The 19,461-nt window shown below is 56.4% G+C and carries 20 protein-coding genes; 10 read left to right on the forward strand and 10 right to left on the reverse strand.

Features of this window, described 5'->3' with window-relative positions:
- Nucleotides 1–103 precede the first annotated feature (103 nt).
- The 4 genes from MTC_RS03960 to MTC_RS03975 all read left to right on the forward strand — a co-directional run bounded on the left by MTC_RS03960 (nt 104) and on the right by MTC_RS03975 (nt 3,765).
- Nucleotides 104–1,057 carry an AAA family ATPase gene (locus MTC_RS03960; RefSeq protein WP_014405390.1) on the forward strand — a complete coding sequence of 318 codons (954 nt, stop codon included), beginning with the start codon at nt 104–106 and terminating at the stop codon, nt 1,055–1,057.
- Entirely contained in the window at nt 1,054–1,818 is a 765-nt protein-coding gene (locus MTC_RS03965) for a sugar phosphate isomerase/epimerase family protein (protein WP_014405391.1), read from the forward strand. The genes MTC_RS03960 and MTC_RS03965 overlap by 4 nt, the downstream gene beginning before the upstream one ends.
- The gene (locus MTC_RS03970) at nt 1,787–2,995 is read left to right on the forward strand and encodes an MFS transporter (protein WP_143767063.1); all 1,209 of its coding nucleotides are present in this window, start codon (nt 1,787–1,789) and stop codon (nt 2,993–2,995) included. Before MTC_RS03965 ends, MTC_RS03970 begins: the two co-directional genes overlap by 32 nt.
- A gap of 164 nt (nt 2,996–3,159) precedes the next feature.
- Nucleotides 3,160–3,765 (forward strand): HIT family protein, encoded by a 606-nt coding sequence (locus tag MTC_RS03975; RefSeq protein ID WP_014405393.1) that lies wholly within the window; start codon nt 3,160–3,162, stop codon nt 3,763–3,765.
- Between the two features lie 10 nt (nt 3,766–3,775).
- Here MTC_RS03975 and MTC_RS03980 read toward each other — a convergent pair whose 3' ends face one another.
- Nucleotides 3,776–4,648 (reverse strand): ABC transporter ATP-binding protein, encoded by an 873-nt coding sequence (locus MTC_RS03980; protein ID WP_014405394.1) that lies wholly within the window; start codon nt 4,646–4,648, stop codon nt 3,776–3,778.
- Nucleotides 4,649–4,694: 46 nt separating this feature from the next.
- Here MTC_RS03980 and MTC_RS03985 point away from each other — a divergent pair, with 46 nt between their 5' ends.
- Together MTC_RS03985 and MTC_RS03990 are read left to right on the forward strand one after the other, a co-directional pair.
- Complete coding sequence (locus MTC_RS03985; protein ID WP_014405395.1) at nt 4,695–6,443, forward strand: ABC transporter permease; 1,749 nt, start codon at nt 4,695–4,697, stop codon at nt 6,441–6,443.
- Nucleotides 6,440–7,483, forward strand: coding sequence for an ABC transporter permease (locus MTC_RS03990; protein WP_014405396.1), 1,044 nt, complete (start codon nt 6,440–6,442; stop codon nt 7,481–7,483). Before MTC_RS03985 ends, MTC_RS03990 begins: the two co-directional genes overlap by 4 nt.
- 3 nt (nt 7,484–7,486) lie before the next feature.
- Here MTC_RS03990 and MTC_RS03995 read toward each other — a convergent pair whose 3' ends face one another.
- Nucleotides 7,487–8,296 (reverse strand): MBL fold metallo-hydrolase, encoded by an 810-nt coding sequence (locus tag MTC_RS03995; protein WP_014405397.1) that lies wholly within the window; start codon nt 8,294–8,296, stop codon nt 7,487–7,489.
- 139 nt (nt 8,297–8,435) lie between these two features.
- Here MTC_RS03995 and MTC_RS04000 point away from each other — a divergent pair, with 139 nt between their 5' ends.
- Both MTC_RS04000 and MTC_RS04005 read left to right on the forward strand, forming a co-directional pair.
- Nucleotides 8,436–9,074, forward strand: coding sequence for a hypothetical protein (locus MTC_RS04000; protein WP_014405398.1), 639 nt, complete (start codon nt 8,436–8,438; stop codon nt 9,072–9,074).
- 112 nt (nt 9,075–9,186) lie between these two features.
- Nucleotides 9,187–9,585: a pyridoxamine 5'-phosphate oxidase family protein gene (locus MTC_RS04005; protein WP_014405399.1), complete on the forward strand. Its 399-nt coding sequence runs from the start codon at nt 9,187–9,189 to the stop codon at nt 9,583–9,585.
- 6 nt (nt 9,586–9,591) lie between these two features.
- On the opposite strand, the gene MTC_RS04010 is transcribed toward MTC_RS04005, so the two are convergent.
- The 7 genes from MTC_RS04010 to MTC_RS04040 form a co-directional block, all read right to left on the reverse strand.
- Nucleotides 9,592–10,281, reverse strand: coding sequence for a response regulator (locus MTC_RS04010; protein WP_237705964.1), 690 nt, complete (start codon nt 10,279–10,281; stop codon nt 9,592–9,594).
- Nucleotides 10,282–10,444: 163 nt separating this feature from the next.
- Nucleotides 10,445–10,855, reverse strand: coding sequence for a 4Fe-4S dicluster domain-containing protein (locus tag MTC_RS04015; protein ID WP_237705965.1), 411 nt, complete (start codon nt 10,853–10,855; stop codon nt 10,445–10,447).
- Entirely contained in the window at nt 10,855–11,934 is a 1,080-nt protein-coding gene (locus MTC_RS04020; protein ID WP_014405402.1) for a hydrogenase large subunit, read from the reverse strand. The genes MTC_RS04015 and MTC_RS04020 overlap by 1 nt, the downstream gene beginning before the upstream one ends.
- 1 nt (nt 11,935) lies before the next feature.
- Nucleotides 11,936–12,271, reverse strand: a complete 336-nt coding sequence (locus tag MTC_RS04025) for an NADH-quinone oxidoreductase subunit C (RefSeq protein ID WP_014405403.1) — start codon at nt 12,269–12,271, stop codon at nt 11,936–11,938.
- On the reverse strand, nt 12,271–12,729 hold the full coding sequence (locus MTC_RS04030; protein ID WP_014405404.1) for an NADH-quinone oxidoreductase subunit B family protein: 459 nt from the start codon (nt 12,727–12,729) through the stop codon (nt 12,271–12,273). The genes MTC_RS04025 and MTC_RS04030 overlap by 1 nt, the downstream gene beginning before the upstream one ends.
- A complete protein-coding gene (locus MTC_RS04035) occupies nt 12,726–13,613 on the reverse strand; it encodes a respiratory chain complex I subunit 1 family protein (protein ID WP_014405405.1) in 888 nt (295 codons plus the stop codon). Before MTC_RS04035 ends, MTC_RS04030 begins: the two co-directional genes overlap by 4 nt.
- Nucleotides 13,610–15,502, reverse strand: coding sequence for an NADH-quinone oxidoreductase subunit 5 family protein (locus tag MTC_RS04040; RefSeq protein WP_014405406.1), 1,893 nt, complete (start codon nt 15,500–15,502; stop codon nt 13,610–13,612). Before MTC_RS04040 ends, MTC_RS04035 begins: the two co-directional genes overlap by 4 nt.
- 128 nt (nt 15,503–15,630) lie before the next feature.
- Between MTC_RS04040 and MTC_RS04045 the strand changes: the two genes are divergently transcribed.
- A complete protein-coding gene (locus MTC_RS04045; RefSeq protein ID WP_014405407.1) occupies nt 15,631–16,296 on the forward strand; it encodes an HAD family hydrolase in 666 nt (221 codons plus the stop codon).
- A 39-nt stretch (nt 16,297–16,335) separates the two neighbouring features.
- A complete protein-coding gene (locus tag MTC_RS04050) occupies nt 16,336–18,096 on the forward strand; it encodes a glycoside hydrolase family 15 protein (protein WP_014405408.1) in 1,761 nt (586 codons plus the stop codon).
- On the opposite strand, the gene MTC_RS04055 is transcribed toward MTC_RS04050, so the two are convergent.
- Complete coding sequence (locus MTC_RS04055) at nt 18,097–19,401, reverse strand: glycosyltransferase family 4 protein (RefSeq protein WP_014405409.1); 1,305 nt, start codon at nt 19,399–19,401, stop codon at nt 18,097–18,099.
- Nucleotides 19,402–19,461 lie beyond the last annotated feature (60 nt).

The following is a 19,461-nucleotide window of genomic DNA, read 5'->3' on the forward strand; positions in this document are numbered from 1 at the left end:
TCCGCTTACATCTATCTAACTTCTCATATGGCAAAAATTTTGCCATGAATAAGTATTAATATGAACTGGCGTGTTAAGGACTCGTTGATGTGAGGTCAAAATCGTGAAGGTCATCGCATTCGTGGGCATGCCCGGGGCCGGCAAGACCGAGGCCTCTAACGTGGCAAGGGAACTGGGCATGCCAGTGGTGGTCATGGGAGACGTCCTGAGGGAGGAGGTCAGCAAGCGCGGCCTCGCCCCTACGGATGAGAACATTGGCGGCGTTGCAGGCCAGCTCAGGAAGGAGGAGGGGATGGATGCCATCGCAAAGCGGTGCATCCCCAGGATCAAGGCTTACGAGGGCAGGTCTAACGTCGTGGTGGTGGACGGCATAAGGGGCATAGCAGAGGTGGAGGCCTTCAAGGGCGTATTTGGCGATGACTTCGTCCTGGTTAAGATAGACGCCCCGTTCGAGGTGAGGCTGGAGAGGCTCTCCAGGCGGGGGCGCTCAGACGACGCCGGAGGCGCGGACTGGCTGAGGCAGAGGGACGAGAGGGAGCTTTCCTGGGGCATGGGCAAGGCGATGGAGGCCGCAGACAAGTCCGTCACCAACCTGGAGCCGATAGAGCGGTTCAAGAAGGAGGTCAGGTCTATACTTATAAGGGAGAGCATCACGACCACGGTCTCCGCCCTCGTCTTTCCCACCGAGCCCGAGGAAAAGGTCGTGCGCGCCATAAGGAACGTCTTCCCCGATGCCAGGCTTCGCATGGTCAGGCAGAAGGGCTACGTGGACCGGCTCGAGGGAACGGCGGGGCTTGACCACATGCACGGCCTCCTCAGAAAGCAAAAGATACTGGACACGGCCAGGAGCGCTATGCTCAGCGGCCTGAAGGGCCGGGAGATATCCTTCGAGCTAAACAAGCAGGCGGCGTACATGGGCTGCCTGAACTTTTTGGACCACGAGGTGGCGCTGGGAGGCATCTACGTCACCATAGAGTACGAGGAGCCACGGCTCATAATAGATTGGTTAGCCCCCGAGACCAGGGAGGGCAGGCCCGTGGAGGAGATCGAGCTTTGAAGCTGGGCTTCTCCGCCTATAAGCTCGTCACCCATCCCATAGATTGGGCCTACGGCCTCGAAGACATGGGCTTCGACGGGTGGGAGATAGTGAGCGAGGGCCGGCAGAGGCTAACCAGGGAGTCGCTGCCCGCCCTCATGGATATCATCAATAGCATGGACATCGAGATTACCGTGCACGGGCCGTTCTCGGACCTGAACCCCGCCTCGGTCATCGATGCGATATGGGAGGAGACTGTCAGGCAGATAAAGCAGTGCGTGGAGCTATCGGCGGACTTCTCGAGGGTGGTCGTGGTGCACCCCGGCATACTATCGCCCCTCGGCAGCCAGATGCCGGACATGGCGTGGGGGAGGAACGTCGAGGCGCTCAAAGAGCTGTGCGGGCATGCCAGGGAATACGGCGTGACCCTGTGCCTGGAGAACATGCCGAACACTGAGAGGCTGCTGGGCCGGACGCCTCACGAGGTCTTCGGCATGGTCGAGTCTATAGAGGGCCTTGGCATGGCCTTCGACGTGGGCCATGCCAACACGATGAGAAATATAGACGCCTTCCTGAAGGAGAAGGAGAGGTTCACGCACGTCCACATACATGACAACAATGGCAAAAGTGATGAGCACCTGGAGCTGGGCAAGGGCAGCATCAACTGGGACCGCGTGCTCTCTGATTTGAGGGATTTTAAGGGCATGATGGTCATCGAGGCCCGCAGCCTGGAAGAAGGGATGAGAAGCCTTGAGTACGCAAGAAAACGTGAAAACATTTAAGGCGGAGCGCTCTTTTGACGGCTTCCGGGTCTCAATACTCGCGCTTGGCCACCTGGTCAACGATAGCTATTCTAACCTGATCCCCCCGCTGCTGCCGCTGCTAAAGGAGGCCTATGGCCTGTCGTATGCCGCTTCCGGCATGCTGACCACCGCCTATACTATCACCTCGAGCATCGTGCAGCCCATATTCGGCTACTATGCGGATAAGCATGGCCGCAGGTGGCTGGTGGCGCTGAGCACCGCCTGGATAGCCTTCTTCATGTCGCTCATAGGCGCAATCTCGTGGCTGGGCCTCGACCGCTCCGGCTCGTACGCCGCCCTCCTGGCCCTCATCGCCCTCGCCGGCTTCGGCTCCGCCTCGTATCATCCCCAGGCTTCCATGATGGTGCCCCGGATAAGCGGCGAGCACAAGGGCTTCGGGGTGTCTCTCTTCTCGGCCGGCGGCAACCTTGGATACGCCATCATGCCGCTGCTGGTCGTGCCTGTGACCGCCATATGGGGGCTTCCCGGCACGCTGGCCTTCCTCCTGCCCGGCCTCGTCATGACCCTTCTGCTATACAGGTATGCGCCTGAGGCGCCTTCGGTCGGCGCGCACTTGAGGCTGGAGGACCTGGCCAGGGATATAACGTCTGTCATCAAGCCTCTCATGGCGGTCACCGGCGTCGTGTGCATGCGCGCGTGGCTCTTCTTCGGCCTCATCACCTTCCTGCCGCTTTACCTCGCCTCAAGGGGCGAGTCTCCAGCCGTTGCCAGCGTCCACCTGTTCATCCTCTTGTTTTTCGGCGCCATAGGCGGCCTCATCGGGGGCCACGCCTCAGACATGTACGGCCGCAAGCTCGTCATAGTGTCCTCGCTTGCCATCACGGCCCCCCTGCTTTACCTGGCCTTCTCCACGAGTGGCATTATAGAGTGGGCGCTTACGGCGGTTGCTGGCATGGCTCTTCTCGCCTCTTTTTCCCCTGCAGTTCTCATCGCTCAGGGCCTTATTCCCAGGAACCAGGGCATGGCGTCTGGCATCATCCTTGGCCTGGCCATTGGCATCGGTGGCCTGGGCGTGTCTCTTACCGGCGCCTTTGCCGACTCTTTTGGCATTACGGTTGCTCTGTACTCTCTTGCTATATTGCCTGTCGTCGCCACCCTTATGGCTTTCTTGTTGCCGGGCAGCATTCGTTCATAAAAACGATGGTCGGGTAGATGGCTCTTTTATTTGAGGCTAGAGAGGGGCTTCACTTTTAGTTCGAGCGCTACGCGCGGTTTACTAGGGCGCTACGCGCGTAGCGCACCTCCCTAGGCCCCAGTCTCAGAAAAAGGTATTCAACAATGTAGATGCCACCTAATATCATGCCCGAAATCGAGGATTTACTGCCCCTGTTTTCGAAGTCGGTGCTAGAGCGCAGCGCAGGCCTCACGCTACCCTATAAAGCAAAAGTGGACCCGGAGTGCAGCTTTTGTCGGAAAAACAGGCAGGTATACCTCGCTGAAGATGAGTATGAGCACCCTGAGCCTACCTTCATAAAGAGGCTGCCGGTCAGCGTGGCGGCGCTAAGCTACGAGCAGGACTATCCAGGGAGGACGGCGATCATATTAAGAGACCACGAGACCAGCATGAGCTATCTACTAGAGCACAAGCTTTTATTGTTCATCGCCTTCATGGAGGACGTGTCCGCGGTGGCCGAAGCCATATATAAGGCATGCAAGCCCGTGAAGGTCAACTACGCGGTCTTCATGAACATGCACGACCATTTCCACATGCACCTCATCCCTCGCTACGGCTGGGAGGGGGAAAATTTACGGAAGCCTCCCCTTTTTAGAGGAGTGGATAAGCTCGACCCGGATTTCGACTACAGGTCACTGGCGCTCAAGATAAGGCACAATATACCTGGTAATAGCTCGCAGTTCAGCGAATACATGGAAAGGATGATAGACGCAGGGCTGCCGGAAAAATAGGGGGTGACGCCTACTCAGCCATAAGCCTGACGTATATATCCTCAAGGGCGGACTCCCTCATGGAAAGGTCCACCAATGCCCAATCATTCTCAGAGATATCCCTCAAAATGGCGGCAACCTCGCCCAGATCGGCAGTCCTTAAGATGTAATGCCCATCCTCCTTCTCGTAGTCGAGCCTCTGGCCACTCATGAACTTCACCTCGTACTCCCTCTTCCCGAGGCTCTTACGTATATTCGCCATGCTATCGCACACGAGAAGCTTGCCATTCTTAAGGATGGCCACACGGTCACAGACGTACTCGACGTGGAAAAGGTTATGGGCGCTCAACACTATGGTCTTTCCCTCCGCCCTGAGCCTTCTCAGGTAATCTACGATGAAAAACGACGTCAGCGGGTCCAGCCCCGAGCTTGGCTCGTCCAAAACCAATATATCAGGATCATGCAGAAGCGCCCTGGCAATCGACACTTTCCGTTTCATGCCCTTGGATAGCTCGCCCGTAAGCTTATTCCTCTCCGGGAGCTTCAGCGACCCAAGCAACAGGCCAATCCTCTCATCAGCCTTCTTCGAGGGCATGCCATAAAGCTCCGAGAAAAACCGCAGGTACTCGCTCACCGTCATGTTCTCGTAGAGCGGGCTATCCTCGGGGAGGTATCCTAAAAACCGCTTAACATGTAAGGCATCCTTTGCCATGTCTCTTCCCATGACCTCAACGCTGCCAGAGGTCGGGCTGACGAGGCCGACCATCATCTTCAGGGTGGTGCTCTTGCCCGCCCCATTATGGCCGATAATCCCGAGGATTTCCCCCTTATCTACATCCAGGTCCAGATCCTTGACGGCCGCAAAATCTTTATATAACTTGGTCACGCCTCTCAGTTTAATCATCAGCCCTCCATAGGCTGGCTGGGTAAAATAGCTTTTCGTGGCGGCCATGAGAAAAGTCTTAACTGTGGCGAAGAGGGAACTAAAAAGATTTAGGGCGAGGTTCAGCGGAGGCTCCAGGGCGGTCATACTGGGGCTGATAGCAGTCTCTTTGCTCGCATCATATTTTGTGGCTCAGCAAGGGCCGATGATGGGAAAGGGCATCTACACGGTTGGAGTGTCGCCAGATGGCCCTCTCATAGAAGATTCCAGGTTCCACGTCGTCACCATGGATAAAGATGCGGGACTAAAAATGCTCGGCAACGGCTCCATCGACCTCTACGTGGATGGCGAGGCCGCCCATGCCAGGAATGATGAGCGGTCGCAGTACGCGGAGGGCGCCCTGAAGAAGTACCTGGAGAAGGCCGAGACCACGCGCCTCATAGAGCAATACGACATCAACCAATCCTTCCCCCTGCGCATCCAGGCCAGCTTTATATCGGCACAGCCCACGCCATCCGTGCCCGCATCCACGGCCACCGCCACTACCACTACCGCGCCCCCTCCCTCCGCATCCACTGACACGGGGGCTGCTGTACAGGAACAGATAAAGGAGGTGCAGAGTGGAAGCAGCAAGTTCAAGGCCGAATTCGTATCCGAAAACGAGGTCATAATCCCCTCATTGATGAAGCCCCCGGTTCCACTCTCCCAGGTCATCCTCGCCTTCATCTACGTGGTGCCCATCCTATTCCTTGGCATCTTCTTCAACAGCAGCTTCATGGAGGAGAAGACCAACCGTAAGCTTAACGTATTAATGTCTACGCCGGTGACCCCCTTCGACATCATAGCGGGCAAGATGCTCCCCTACATAGCGTTCTCGCTGGGCATGGTCGCCGTGATCACGCTCGCCCTCGGCGGCGACGTGGCCGTTGCATTAGCCGTATTCCTCCCCATCATACTCTTCATTTTCGCAGTTTACCTGCTGGTCGCCATGGCATACCGTACGTTCAAGGACCAGACGTTCTTTTCCATGGCCGCCATCGCGTTCGTCACTGGGTACCTCGTGCTGCCAGCCCTGTTTACGGGCATAAACAACGTGTGCTACGTCTCGCCGCTCACCCTTGCCGTGCAGATGTACCGGGGCGAGGGCTTCGGGCCTGTGGAGTACGTCCTCTCTACCGGGCCAATGTACCTCGTGTTCGTGCTCTCGGTCTTCCTTGGCGTCCGGATATTCAACGAGGAATACTTGATGAGCTTCGGGCCGCTGTACAGGAGGGCGGCGGATGCCATCTACCTCGCCATAGACAAGAGCCATATGTTCATCTCCATTGCCCTGTTGAGCGCCTTCCTGATACCAGTAGTCTTCATGGCTCAGATGATCGTCGCCATCCTCTCGCTTATGGTGCCCATTAGCCTGCCTCCCATCGTGTTTTTAGCCATGTTGCTGGCTTTATGCGTCATCATGGAGGAGGTGGCCAAGTCGGCGGGCATTGCGGCGCTCCTGGAAAATAAAAAGGTCGCATCCGTGAGGGCTGTGCTGGCGCTGGCAGCGGCCTCTGCGCTCGGCTTCTTCCTGGGCGAGAAGCTACTGCTCTACCTATCCCTGAGCGTGGTCTCAAACGTCATGCTCCTCGAGGCGCTGGGGAGCGCCAACCTTTTGATAATACCCCTTGCCGCACATTTTATCTTCACATCCATCGTGTGCCTGCTGACGCAAAAGCTGGGCGCTAAGTACTATGCGCTCGCAATAGCCGCGGGGTCTATCGTGCACTTCCTCTACAATTTCGCCATACTTTCGCATGAAATGGGGGCGATATGATGGGCGGAATCTACGCCATCATAAGAAAGGAGATCGCCTCGGTCATGAAGGAGAAGACGATGGCGCTGGCCATCCTCATCCAGCTTTTGATAGCGGCGTTCTCCTCGGTCATCCTGGTTGGCCTGGTGTCATTCTACGACCCGGCGTCCATCGGCCAGAACACTAACATGCACTTTTACGTTGGGGTGGCCGGCGACCATGATGGGGCTTTAGCATCCTGCCTTAGGGGGGCCGGCTTTACCGTCACGCCGTTCACTTCTGTAGATGATGCGCTGGAAAGCATGAGGTCAGGGTCGCTCGACGCCGTGATGGCGATTCCCGAAGGTGAGAGCACCGTCGTGGACGTGCGGCTCTACCTTCCCCCTTCGGACTCTAAGTCCACGGTCATCACGATGGCCATGCAAGGGCCCCTGAAAAAGTACGAGAATTACCTGAGGGAGAAGAACGGCGTACACGTAAGGTATACGCATATGGGCGGCAAGGATAGCACCACCTACGAGTTCCTGTACTCCTTCATCATCCCCCTGCTCATGTTCTTCCCCGCCTTCATAGCGGGGAGCATGATAATAGACTCCATCTCGGAGGAGATCGAGAATAAGACGCTGGACACGCTCTTGTCTACGCCGGTATCGTTAAACGAGGTGCTCTTTGGCAAGGCAGCGGCCGCTGTGCTCCTGGCCGTGATACAGTGCATCATGTGGCTGCTCCTGCTCTCCATGAACCGCCTCTACGTCAAGAATGCCGTCCTGGTCCTGTTTTTGGCCTTCATCATCTCGGCTTTTGTCACCTTTGGCTCCGCGTTAATATCCATGTATTTTAAGGACAGGGAGAGGTCTCAGTTTACCTACTCGATATTGCTTATGACCGCGGCGGGTGGGGGTTTAGCCGTCAACCCTTCCCCGATAAACCTGCTAACCCGTCTGGCCATGGGGGACCCACACGCGGGCATCCTTGACGTATCCTTATACCTGTTGCCCCTGGTGGTGCTCGTCTTAGCCTTCTACCTCGCTTCGAAAAGGCTGCTCGCCTACAGGGCGTGACCATTATTTACCTATGAACTCGCCGAGCGTGGTAGCCTTCTCCTCACGCCTATCGAGCTTCAGGCGCATGCCATCCTCGGCGGCGATGGTGCGCACGCCCGTCAGCTTCTCGACCCGGCTGGCCATGTCCTTTGGGCCGGCCTTGACTACCTGCATGCCGAAATGGCTCAGTATCGCAAGACGAGGCCTCGCTACTTTGAGGATGCTCTCCACATCCTGGGGGATGAGGTGCTGGAACCGCTCGTCATGTGTGACCCTGACCATGTTTAGTATGAGCCCTTCACAGCCCTTCATGGCCTCGCCAATGCCCTCGAAATACTTCGTGTCGGCCACATACCCGAGGGTCCTCCCTTCGAAATGGAACTTTATGCCGTAGCACTCCACGTTAGAGTGCATGAGCCGCAGGGCGCACTCTATCGTAACCCCATCCAGGCCATGCTTGAACCCATCCTTGAGCACGAAAACGTTATTCTTGATATACGTGCGGACGTATTTAAGCACAACCGGGTCGTCGCCCTCGAGGCAATCCATGGGGGCTATGAGGATTCCCTTTGGCTTGAAGCCTCCGCCTGACATGGCTTCCGCCATGATGTTTACGTCGTTAGAGTGGTCGATGTGGCGGTGGGATAGCACGATGCAGTCCAGCCTGGACGGCCTCAGGCCCAGTTCCGCGCACCTCAAGAGGCAGCCCGGCCCCGGGTCCAGCAATATGTTTTTGCCGTTAAGCTCCAGCCACATGCCGCCGCTCTTCCTTATCTGGCTGGCCACTACCATGCGCCCGCCCGCCGTCCCCAGGAAAATTATCTCCGACATTGACGATAATTTAGGCGGCCTGACGATATAAACATGAGTATACTAACCCGTAATTCGCGCTTGATAAAAGCGTTGCTATGCTCGAATATGTTTTTAAATGCACAATGCTAGTTGCAAGAGGGGATATATTGTGCATGGCATGAAAGTATTAGTTATACTGGCCCTGGGCTTGACGCTAATTTTGGCGGTGACGGGAGCGGCCTCACCGGGTACAGGCACGCTTGCCACTGGAGACAAGGGCATCAAGAACATCGATGAAGCGTATCACGTGGTCAAGGTAACGGGCATAAGGAACGAGTCCTGCACCTTTGACATCATGAGCGTCGCCGTCAAGGGCAAGGATGGAAAGGTGGCGATCATGAGCTTTTCGAAGCCGATTTCCGCGGAGTACTTCTTCTCGACGGGCAAGGTCGCCTTATCAATGAAGGAAAAAGCTCCTGGTGCGTATCCGAAGCCGGTGATCGTGAACTATGAGAATGCCACCGTTAATGTGGCGGGAGCATCGGCGGTGCTTGCGATCAAGAGCCTCGCCGTGCTCAGGCACGACAGGAATGAGACGGACGTCCAGTTCTCAGGGCTATCGGCATATCTGCCCGATGGCAAGGTAAAATCCTACACGTTCACTCCGCCGGTGAAGTTGGCTCACACGAAGGCGAACATGACTGCGACTATATCCGGGAACCCCGCTTTCACTGAAGGCCTTAAGGAAGCGTTAAAAGGTGGGGGCACGTTCCCGGCGAACGCGCCCGCGGTGCCTTTGAAAAAGATAGACGCCTAGGCCTTCCCCTTTTTTTTCTTTTTGCTCAGGCCTTTTACCGGTAGCCGCTAGAAAAGCTTAATGCTATGAGCGGACGACTATCATATTGCTGATTATTATAGAAGGTGATGACATGGTAAAGCTGACCGAAGAAGTAAAGGAATCACTGAAAGGCGTAAAGAACATCTTCCTGGCAACGTGCTCCAGGGCTGGCGTGCCAAACGTAGTCCCGATGGGCGCTTTCAAGCTCCTCGACGACGAGACCATGCTGCTCTCGGACCAGTACATGCAGAAGAGCCTGTCCAACATGAAGGAGAATCCGAGGGTTGCCATCGCATACTGGGGCGAGAAGGGCGGCTTCCAGATAAAGGGCACGGTGACGCTGCATACTGACGACCAGATATTCAAGGAAGACGTGGCATGGGTCAAGGGCATAAAGCCTACGCTGAACCCCAAGACGGCCATCGTCATGAAGATAACTGACGTCTACATGGTCAAGCCCGGCCCGGATGCAGGCAAAAAGATCTTGTGAGCGGTGTCAGGCGGCGTTCTTTTTTCTGCCGCCTTTTTTAGCCTGCTTCGGCGCGGTGAGCATCTTTTCGAGGCGGGCCAGGTCTTCGGCCTGCTGCTCGAGCCCCTTTTTGAGGCAGGACAGAAGCACGTCATTTTGCTCAATATTATTCTTTTCATATAAGGCGTACAGGTTGTACAATTTTTTTATATTCCTGTACTGAGTGAACTTGCGCATGTAGCGGGCCTTTAGCTCGAGCAGCATCTCCTTCTGGACGCCGGATTTCCCCGCCATGCGGAGGATGCGCTCAGCGTCGGTCCTGGCGGACAGCACGTCCTCGATCGCCTCTTTGAGCTTCTCCATCGTGGCGTCCGACTTCATGATGTAGTTCTCTATGAGGTGGGCGCGGTCCATGATGTCCTCGAGGGTGAGCTCCATGCCCGTGAGCATTATTATCGGGACCTCCTTAAGGCTGCCGTCGTTTTTCATCACGCTGGCGACCTCCCAGCCGTCCATAGGAGACATCCTTATGTCTAAAAAGACCAGGTCGGGCCTGCTATTACGGGCCATCTCGATGCACTCTGCGCCACTATAGGCTTTCATTGTCCTGTATCCCATGCTCTCCAGCTTTTCCGCTATAACGTCGACCACGTCTGGCTCGTCATCCGTCACCAGTATAAGCTTGCTTGAGGTTTTTGGCATCTTATCATTATCCACGCATTTTTAGCATTCTTAATACTTCTATAAATATTCAAAACCATACATAATAAATCTTATGGGATAAGCTGGAATTTATTATGACTATTTTAAAAAAATCACATTTTTGACGGCTTTTTTATTACGCGCCCTCTTATCAGTGCCACTCACGGAAAAATAAGCATTAATCTTTCTTCGCTTCACCGGCTTTTTTGGCAGCCTCAGCCTTCCGCTTCTTAATTATCGGGGCGTTCTCGTTCGTCACGAGGGTGTAGACCGTTAGCTTCTCCCTGGAGGGCTTGGTATACACCTCGTTCTGGGAGATGGCGTTAGTCGGGCAGACCCGCACGCAATAGCCGCACCGGATGCACTGGGTGTTGAGGTATTCGATGGTAGTCTCCTCCTTGTGTACAGCGATGCAATCGGCGGGGCACGACCGCTCGCACAGCCCGCAAAGGATACACTTGGTGCCGTCGAAGGTCACGTCGGCCCTCGTGCCAGGGAAGTGCTGGTACGGGGTGAACGGGTATTTAGACGTGTACGGCTTGCTCGCGACGTTTTTCACTATGTTTTCGAGTATCTTCAGCATGTCCATCACCTGTCAAAGCATTCTATGCACGGGTCGAACGTTATCGTGATGAACCCCACGTCGGCCAGCTGCGCCCCCTTGATTAGCGGGACGATGCCTATGCCGTTGGCATACGTGGAGGTCCTTATCTTCACCCGGTCGAGCTCCTTGGATTTCTTGCCCCTCACGAAGTAGAACAATTCGCCCCTCGGCGCCTCCACCCTGGCGAAGTTCTCGCCATCGGGCATGGACCTGGACTTGGCAAAGAGCTCGTCAGGCGCGCCGTCCAGCAATGGCAGGCATTGCCGGATGATGTCTATTGACTGGAAGAGCTCCCTGACCCTTACCATGGTTCGTGCCCAGCAGTCGCCTCCCTTCTCCACGACCGGGGTAACCTTGATCTCCTTGTAGAGCAGGTAAGGGGCTACCGCACGGACGTCGTATGGGACGTTGCTTCCCCTGGCCACAGGGCCGACCACGCACAGGTCCTCGGCCATCTTCTGGCTCATCACTCCAACGCCCTGCATCCTCTGCCTTATCGTATAGCTGTTAACGACCATCTTCTCCAGGTCATGGCACCTCTTCTCCATCACGTCGCAGAAGCTCGATATCTCCTTTGCCATCTCCGGGCCGATGTTCCTGGTCACCCCGCCAACGATGTTAATCCCGTGGAGCACCCGGTTCCCCGTGGTGCGCTCGAACACGTCGAGCACCAGCTCCCTGTCCTTGAAGCTTTGCATGAACAGGTTCTCGAACCCAATGGCCTCCAGTGTCAGCCCGATGGCGAGCAGGTGGCTGTGAAGCCTCTCAAGCTCAAGCATGATGGTCCGTATAATCGCGGCACGCCTGGGAACCTCCAGGCCCATCGTGCCCTCGACCGCCAGGCAATAGCACGTCGAGTGGTGCTGAGTACAAATAGCACACACCCTCTCCGAAAGGTAGGCGGCCTTATTGTAGTCCCACTCGAACTTCTTCTCCAATCCTCTATGGACGTAGCCCGCCTCCAGCTCCGCGTCCTTCACCACCTCGCCGTCCAATGTCAGCTTCAAGCGGAGAGGCTCTATCCAGACGGGGTGCTGCGGGCCAAACTGAACAACTGTCCTCATCTTAAGACCTCCTCAGCGGGGCTTTCAGGCTCGGATGCAGGAAAAAGCGTCCCGGCACTCCTTTCACCTTCAGCCCGAACATCTCGGATAGCTCGTTCTCGGCGATGTAGGCTGCTGGCATGAGCGGCGTGATGCTCTCGACCTCCTCGTTCCCGCCCTTCTTGGGCACGACTATGCGGTATACCTCCGTGCTGTTCACGCCTGTGCTGAAGAAGTATAGCACCTCTATATTCTCCCCTGCGTCTGCCCCTACAATCGTGATGAGACGGGCGCCGCGCGCTTTTAAATTGTTCACAATGCCCTGAAGCTCGGACTGCGTGACCGTCTTAGACTCCATTATGCCGCCCCCTTCTTCTCGCTTAAAAGCTTTCTCTCCTTCTCGTTCAGGATGTCGAGAGCCAGCACGAGGCCGTCTATTATCGCCTCCGGGCGCACGTTGCACCCTGGCACATACACGTCGACGGGTATTACCTTGTCCACCGAGCCACAGTGGCCATAGCATCCCTGGTATATCCCACCTGTGCTCGCACAGGTGCCCACCGCGATTACGACCTTCGGGTCGGGCATCTGGTCGTACAGGTTTTTGATTATCTCCTTATACTTAAGGCTCACAGGCCCTACTACGAGCATGATGTCCGCGTGCTTCGGGTTGCCGGTGCTCATCACGCCGAACCTGCTTATATCGTAGCGGGGCGCCAGGCACGCTAAAAGCTCTATGTCGCAGCCGTTACAGCCGCCAGTGCCCACGTGGATGACCCACGGCGACTTCTTTCTCGCCAGCTCGGTCAGGCTCATGCTATCCACCTCCCCGTCGCGATGATATAAATCAAATTCAATGCCAGCAATGCCATCCCTACTATGAATACTTGTTTGAGCATCTGGTCCACCCTGAGCCTGGCCGTCAGGTTATCCACCACGATGAGGAAGACGTAGGCTGCGGCCATTAGCAATGCCTGCATGGCCCAGCCAGGCAGGAGCCAGAAGCCCTTCACATAGAATAAGCTCACGAACCAGAGCACGAAGATGAGCTCGAAGAAGTGTGCTATGTAGAGCAGCCCCAGGTACTTGCCCGAGTACTCGGTCTCAGGGCCCTGGGCTATCTCCTGGTGGGCCTCCGATATGTCGAACGGCGACTTCCGGGCCTTTATGGGGAGTATGACGAAGATCGCCAGGAGCGCCAGGGGTAGCGTGAACAGCAGCGGCTCCGACGCCTTGAATATGGCGTCGGTCTCGAAGCTCCCCGTCACGAGCCTGATGAGGAACACCGCGAAGAGCAGGATTGGCTCGTAGGTGAGCATCTGCATCAGCTCCCTCGTCGCCCCCATGTACCCGAACTGCGAGCGCGTGCTGTAACCGGCCAGCACCAGGAATATGAAAGACAGGCCGAAGATGAAGGTGGTTATAAGCAGGTCGTACTTGAATAGCAGGAGCGCCAGGCTCAATATCACCGTAAACAGGTACGCGCACCCGAAGACCAGGTACGTCTTATTAACCACCTTATCCTCCTTGCCGAAGAGCTTGAGCACGTCGTAGAACGGCTGGACTATGGGCGGGCCAGCACGGTTTTGTATCCTGGCGGTGACCTTGCGGTCTATGCCTATGAGCAGGCCGCCGATGAAAGGCGACAGGATGAGTATGGCAAGCGGTATCAGGTAGTCAAGCATTCCTTCTGCCATCATATCACCGCCGCCGCGAACAAGGCTATCATAAGCAGCACTCCTACAGGGTCGAGGTATTTCAGCGACACGCCCTCCCCTATGATGTCCTGGAAGTACCCCCCGCCAAGCTCGGGCTCCTCACCGGTGCCGCAGGCATAGGTATGGGTTATAGCCGTCTTAGGCACCTTTATGGCGACCACTGGCACCAGTATTATTATCAGGAATGCGATGAGGAATCCCAGGGGCGAGAAGCCTCCGATGGCGCTCTGGATGCTCCAGCCCGTCACGAGCTTCGAGGGCTCGAGCCCGTAGACCGGTGGCAGGCTGATAAGGCTGCTGAAGAAGAGCGTGGTGAGCGCCACGGTCACGAACACGCCAAGCCCCAGGACTATTAGGGGTAGTTCCATGTACCACTCGTGGTGCTCGGGCTTTATCTCGGTGAACGGCTTAGTGGCGAGCAGCTTTCCGGCCCAGCGCGAGTAATAGAACACCGAGAAGATGCTGCCGAATATTATGAAGAATATGTCCACTAGCGACAGGCTAATTGAGGTGAAGGTGGACACGGACTGGAACGCGAGCCACTTGCCAACGAACACGCCGAACGGGGGCGCCATCAGCGATATCAATCCCACGACCATGATGTAGGCCACGAGGGGCATCCTCGCGACCAGCCCCTCCATGGACTCGATGTCCCTCGCCCCAATGTCATGCTGCACCTTGCCCACGCACAGGAACAATAGGCCCTTTGAGACGGCGTGGAATGCCAGCAGGGCGACCGCCGCGGTGAGCGCAAGCCCCGTGTTGATGCCGGTACACATGGCTATCAGGCCGAGGTAGCTTATGGTCGAGTACGCCAGGATGCGCTTTGAGTCGGTCTGGCTTAGCGCTAATAGGGCGCAGAACATGAACGAGAACCCGCCTATCACCGCTATCATCGTGGACACGTAGCTCCCGATTATGAAGGGCGCGAGCCTTATCAGGAGGTACACTCCGGCGTTGACCATCGTCGAGGAGTGGAGCAGGGCGGACACCGGCGTTGGTGCCACCATTGCGCCGGTCAGCCACGAGTTGAAGGGCATTAGGGCGGACTTGGTGAACGCCCCGAATGCCAGGAAGGCGAAGGGGAGCGCTATGGCCCCGGCGGGCAGGAGGCTCTGGCCTGCGCCAGAGGCTATCTCGGAGAGGAAAGTAGTCCCATAGACATGCTCGATTAGCACGATGCCGCAGATTAGCGACACCCCGCCGAGCAGGTTCATCCAGAGCGCCCTGTCTGACGCCTTGATGGACGCCTCGTCCCTGTAGTGCCTTATCAGCAGGAACGAGCAGAGCGTGGTGACCTCCCAGAAGAAGAACATCCAGGCGAGGTCATTGGCGAACACCAGGGCGTTCATGTCCCCAAGGAAGACCATCATGGCCAGGAAGAAGGACGATGCGTGCTTGTCCCCCCTCATGTAGCCTATTGAGTATATGAGTATGAGCGAGCCTATTATCGAGACGATGAGGCCCATCACGATTGCGAGCTGGTCAATCACGAACGTGGCCGCCCCGGCATGGGCTGCCTTTGGCATGAAGAGCTCCAGATAGGTGAGGGGTATAAGCTGTAAGATGGCCAGGAGTACTGCTTTATACTCCTTATCCTTCCATCCATACCACAGGAACGTCAATAGCAATAGATAATCGAGCACGAGTATAATTGGAGAGATGGGGATGCTCAGCCCCACCAAATCGATAGACTCGACGGTTATTAGCTGGGAACCGCCGGACAGCACCAGTAGGGAGGCTACCGTGAGCACGATGGCGCCGAGGATGACGACGTATTTCTTCACCTCGTAGCCAGGCGCCAGGTAGCATATAATGCCGAACAACGCCGGCACTATTGTCATAGATAGCAATAGTAGCGACCCATCCATACAAACACCAGGCGTGATGAGTATTACATAGTAAATCATTATATTTATAATCAGTGGCAAGGGCAGGTCATCGCCCCGACTTCGTTTGCGGAAAAGGTATTTAAGGATGGCCTAATTATCCTGGTTTGATGACGATAAGGCTCGTGATAAGCGATTTCGACCGGACGTTTACGGATGGCACGCTTAGCGTGGAGGCGGGCCTCGTCGAGGCCATACGCAGGCTCAAGAAGAGGGGCGCGTCATTCTCCATCGTTTCGGGGAGAAGCTACGATTTCCTGGAGGATTATTGCGGGAGGCTGGACGGCCTGGTGGACTCTTTCGTGGCCGAGAACGGGTGTATTGGCTGTTATGGCGGTAAGAAGTACATGATCGGTAATTGTGTGGACAGGGAGGCGGTCTTCGAGAGGCTCGAAAGCCTGGGGGTGCCATACGGCCGTGGAGAGGTCATATTCTCGGTGGGGAGCTGCCACGAGCGGGAGCTAATGGATGCACTATCTAGCGTTGATAGTCTTTTTCATGTTATCCGGAATGTTGACTCGCTGATGGTCCTGCCCAAAGGCGTTTCAAAGTCTTCCGGGGCGGCGTGGCTGGCCACCATGCACGGCGTGTCACGCGAGGAGACCGCCGCAATAGGGGACGCGGAGAATGACGTACACCTGAGGAATGCATGCGGCCTGCTGGGGGCCGTGTCGAACGCAATACCCTCCATGAAAGAGGCGGCTGATTACGTGTGCAGGCAGGGCTACGGTAAAGGCCTCCAGGAGTTCATCGAGCATATTGAGCCGTTGATTTAGGCTAAATCATTTTTATCGTGGGATTACGGATTTAGTTATATGTATGGGGTAATTGGGAACGGCGAGACCTGCGCCTTTATAAGCGTGTTCAGCTCGGTGGACTGGCTCTGCCTGCCCAGGTTCGACTCGCCCACATTCTTCGCACGGGCGCTGGATAGCGTGAACGGCGGGTCGCTCATGCTATCGTATGAGATGGGCGGGGCGAAGACGCCGCTGGAGAGGGGAGAGCAGCGGTACCTGGAGGACACGAACCTGCTTGAGACCACGAACCGGGTGGGCGCCGATACGGTTAGGGCGATCGACTTCATGCCCTTTAACAAGCGCAAGATGTGGCGCATCCTGGGCATATCCGGGCCAGACTCGTTCAGGCTCGTCATGGAGGTGGACGCGAGGCCGGACTATAACCGTAAAAAGCCCTCGGTCGACATCCTGGACAACGGCCTGCTGATCCATTCTCCCGGCCAGGCCTTACTCATAACCTCGTCGGAGAGGGCCTCGGTAAAGCGGAAAAGCCTGGCCTTCGAGGTCGAGCCGCCCATGGCCATCCCCGTGCTGCTCGCTTACGGCTCCACGCCCGAGGAGGCAAGGAAGGCGGCAGGCGGCTCCAGCTACCAGAGGGAATACCTGGAGTGCCTAAAGTTCTGGAGAGGCTACGCTGTAAGCGCCCTACCCGTGTTCGAGCTCAGCCCCAGGCTGCACTATTATTATATGCGCTCCTTGCTCGTGCTCAAGCTGCTGATGTATGATAAGACAGGGGCCATCCTGGCGGCTCCAACCACGTCTTTCCCGGAGATAGTGGGCGAGGACAAGAACTGGGACTACAGGTTTTGCTGGGTGAGGGATGGGGCGTATAGCGCGGAGGCGCTGGCGCTGGCCGGCCTCTTCGACGAGTCCAGGAAGATACTCGACTTTTTGCTGGGCATCGCGGAGAAGGAGGGTAAGCCCTATCCGCACCCGCTGGTCTCCATTGATGGGGACCTCCGGGGCACTGAGGAGGAGGAGATCGGCTCCCTCGTGGGGTTCGGGAACAGCCGGCCCGTCCGGATTGGAAATAAAGCCGTGGAGCAGAAGCAGAACGACCTCGAGGGAGAGGTGGTCCATTCTATATATGTCTTTTATAAATATTCCCGCCGTCAGGAGTACCTGGAGAGGCATTTCGAGGCCGTTAAGCGTATCGTGGAGTACGTGATGGGCCACTGGCGGGAGAAGGACGCGGGGATATGGGAGTTCAGGGGGCCCTATATGAATTATGTCCATAGCAAGACGATGTGCTGGGCTGCGCTTGAGTACGGGGGCCGCCTGGCGTCATCGATGGGCGAGAGGCGCCTCGCCAGCAGGTGGGGGCTGGAGGCCGAAAGGGTAAAGGTCGATATCATAAAAAATGGCTGGTCTGAGGAGAAAAAGTGCTTTAAGCGTGCCTATGAGGACGACTCGTATGACGCATCGGTGCTGGCAATACCGCTCATGAACATGCTGCCCGTGGACGACCCCATGGTTCAGATGACCGTGAAGAGCATCACCGACCATCTTGGGACAGGGGGGCTGCTCAAGAGGTTTGCCGAGGAGCCAAACGCCTTCATGCTCTCCTCGCTGTGGCTCGCCCAGGTCATGGTGAAGAAGGGCAGGGCGGTAAACGCCCTGGACATCATTAATAGGGCGGCGCGCTACGCTTCCAGCGACCTGGGGCTGTTCGCAGAAGAGTACGACATGTACTACCAGCGCCTGGTGGGAAACATACCCCAGTCGTTTTCACACGAGGAATTCATAAAGTCCATCAACTACCTGATGGGCAGGGGGTGACTAGCCGGTGAGCAGCGACTGTCCCGTGCCCGCGTGGCCCTTCAGCCTATTCTGAAGGTATATGGTGTCATATATCTCGCAGTGCTCGCGGAAGCCCCTGTCAACGCAGAAGCGCTCGCAGACTATCTTCTTGCCATTCTCTCCCATCTGCATTCTAAGCTCGGGGCTCTCGATGAGGGCGATGATGCAACTAGCAAGCTCCATGTGGTCGGTAGGCCTGAACAGCAACCCGTTCATGCCATCCACTATCTGCTCGGGGATGCCGCCCACGTTGGAGCCGATCACGGGCTTGCCGAAGCACATCGCCTCTGAAATCACCAAGCCGAAGCCCTCGTTGATGGAGGGCTGTACCAGCATGTCGCAGGCATCATAAGCCTTTAAGAGGCCCTCCTGGCTCACCTTGCCCAAGAATTTTACCTTGCCGGCAAGCCCATATTCCTCTACCATCGCCTCTAATTCCTCGAGACGGTTGGCGCGGCCGATGAACTTTTTCGTCAGCGAGCCATTGCCTATGAATACGCACGACGTGTCCGGGTGCTTCTTGATCACTTCCGCCATCGCCATTATGAGGTATTCCTGCCCCTTCCTGGGGTCAATCCTCGAAACGCACAACACCAGGCTATCGCCGTCAGGGATGCCATACTTCGCCCTGAAGTCGTTCTCCCCATGAAAGGCGTACTCGTCAGTATCGATGAACGGGTTTATCCTGGCCACCTTCTCGGGGTCCATGCCGCTGGCGATGGCCGTGCGCATGTACTCGTCCGTAGAAAACACCACCCTGTCATAGTAGCGCATATACCTGACCAGGAACTCCCTCCACTCCGGCGGAGTCGCCTCGGTGAACGGTATGTGCCAGGTGAATATAGCAGGAACGTCCACGTCGCCCCGTATGAGGAAGGCCAGGGGCATCACCTGGAAGTCGTGGACGTGCGGGAGTTCGAACTTTTCCGCCTCGTATACCTGCCGCACCTTCTCGTACATGCTCAGGTTGAACCCCAGGAACTCGGGGTAGCCCAGGCTGAACCTGTCGTCGAGTGAGGCAGCCTTCCTTCCGTGGGTGACGTCTATGATGAGCTCCTTGAACCTGAAGTACCCATCTATGGACTCCTGCATGCCCTCTAGATCGGACATTCGGTACACTTTGACCCCGTCGATGACCTCGTAGTCGGGCATGTCCGGCGTCCTCAGGTGGACCGCAACCACCTCGTCCCCTCTCGAGATTAGCTTTTTGCCAAGCGATAGTAAATATCGCGTAACGCCGCCAATGTATGGGTAAAAGGATTGGGAGACGAAACAAACTTTCATATGAGAAATTCTCGCGTTTCGGGCTAAATATGTTGGTCACGTAAAAACATGTAAAAAATG

This window comes from Methanocella conradii HZ254 (assembly GCF_000251105.1).
GTDB classification, from domain to species: Archaea; Halobacteriota; Methanocellia; order Methanocellales; family Methanocellaceae; genus Methanocella; species Methanocella conradii.

Excerpts from the sequence above, each read along its gene's own strand:
- MTC_RS03975 (WP_014405393.1), top strand. The coding sequence starts at position 3,160 with ATGCCCGAAATCGAGGATTTACTGCCCCTGTTTTCGAAGTCGGTGCTA.
- MTC_RS03980 (WP_014405394.1), bottom strand. The coding sequence starts at position 4,648 with ATGATTAAACTGAGAGGCGTGACCAAGTTATATAAAGATTTTGCGGCC.
- MTC_RS03985 (WP_014405395.1), top strand. The coding sequence starts at position 4,695 with ATGAGAAAAGTCTTAACTGTGGCGAAGAGGGAACTAAAAAGATTTAGG.
- MTC_RS03990 (WP_014405396.1), top strand. The coding sequence starts at position 6,440 with ATGATGGGCGGAATCTACGCCATCATAAGAAAGGAGATCGCCTCGGTC.
- MTC_RS03995 (WP_014405397.1), bottom strand. The coding sequence starts at position 8,296 with ATGTCGGAGATAATTTTCCTGGGGACGGCGGGCGGGCGCATGGTAGTG.
- MTC_RS04000 (WP_014405398.1), top strand. The coding sequence starts at position 8,436 with ATGAAAGTATTAGTTATACTGGCCCTGGGCTTGACGCTAATTTTGGCG.
- MTC_RS04005 (WP_014405399.1), top strand. The coding sequence starts at position 9,187 with ATGGTAAAGCTGACCGAAGAAGTAAAGGAATCACTGAAAGGCGTAAAG.
- MTC_RS04015 (WP_237705965.1), bottom strand. The coding sequence starts at position 10,855 with ATGGACATGCTGAAGATACTCGAAAACATAGTGAAAAACGTCGCGAGC.
- MTC_RS04020 (WP_014405402.1), bottom strand. The coding sequence starts at position 11,934 with ATGAGGACAGTTGTTCAGTTTGGCCCGCAGCACCCCGTCTGGATAGAG.
- MTC_RS04025 (WP_014405403.1), bottom strand. The coding sequence starts at position 12,271 with ATGGAGTCTAAGACGGTCACGCAGTCCGAGCTTCAGGGCATTGTGAAC.
- MTC_RS04030 (WP_014405404.1), bottom strand. The coding sequence starts at position 12,729 with ATGAGCCTGACCGAGCTGGCGAGAAAGAAGTCGCCGTGGGTCATCCAC.
- MTC_RS04035 (WP_014405405.1), bottom strand. The coding sequence starts at position 13,613 with ATGATGGCAGAAGGAATGCTTGACTACCTGATACCGCTTGCCATACTC.
- MTC_RS04040 (WP_014405406.1), bottom strand. The coding sequence starts at position 15,502 with ATGGATGGGTCGCTACTATTGCTATCTATGACAATAGTGCCGGCGTTG.
- MTC_RS04045 (WP_014405407.1), top strand. The coding sequence starts at position 15,631 with ATGACGATAAGGCTCGTGATAAGCGATTTCGACCGGACGTTTACGGAT.
- MTC_RS04050 (WP_014405408.1), top strand. The coding sequence starts at position 16,336 with ATGTATGGGGTAATTGGGAACGGCGAGACCTGCGCCTTTATAAGCGTG.
- MTC_RS04055 (WP_014405409.1), bottom strand. The coding sequence starts at position 19,401 with ATGAAAGTTTGTTTCGTCTCCCAATCCTTTTACCCATACATTGGCGGC.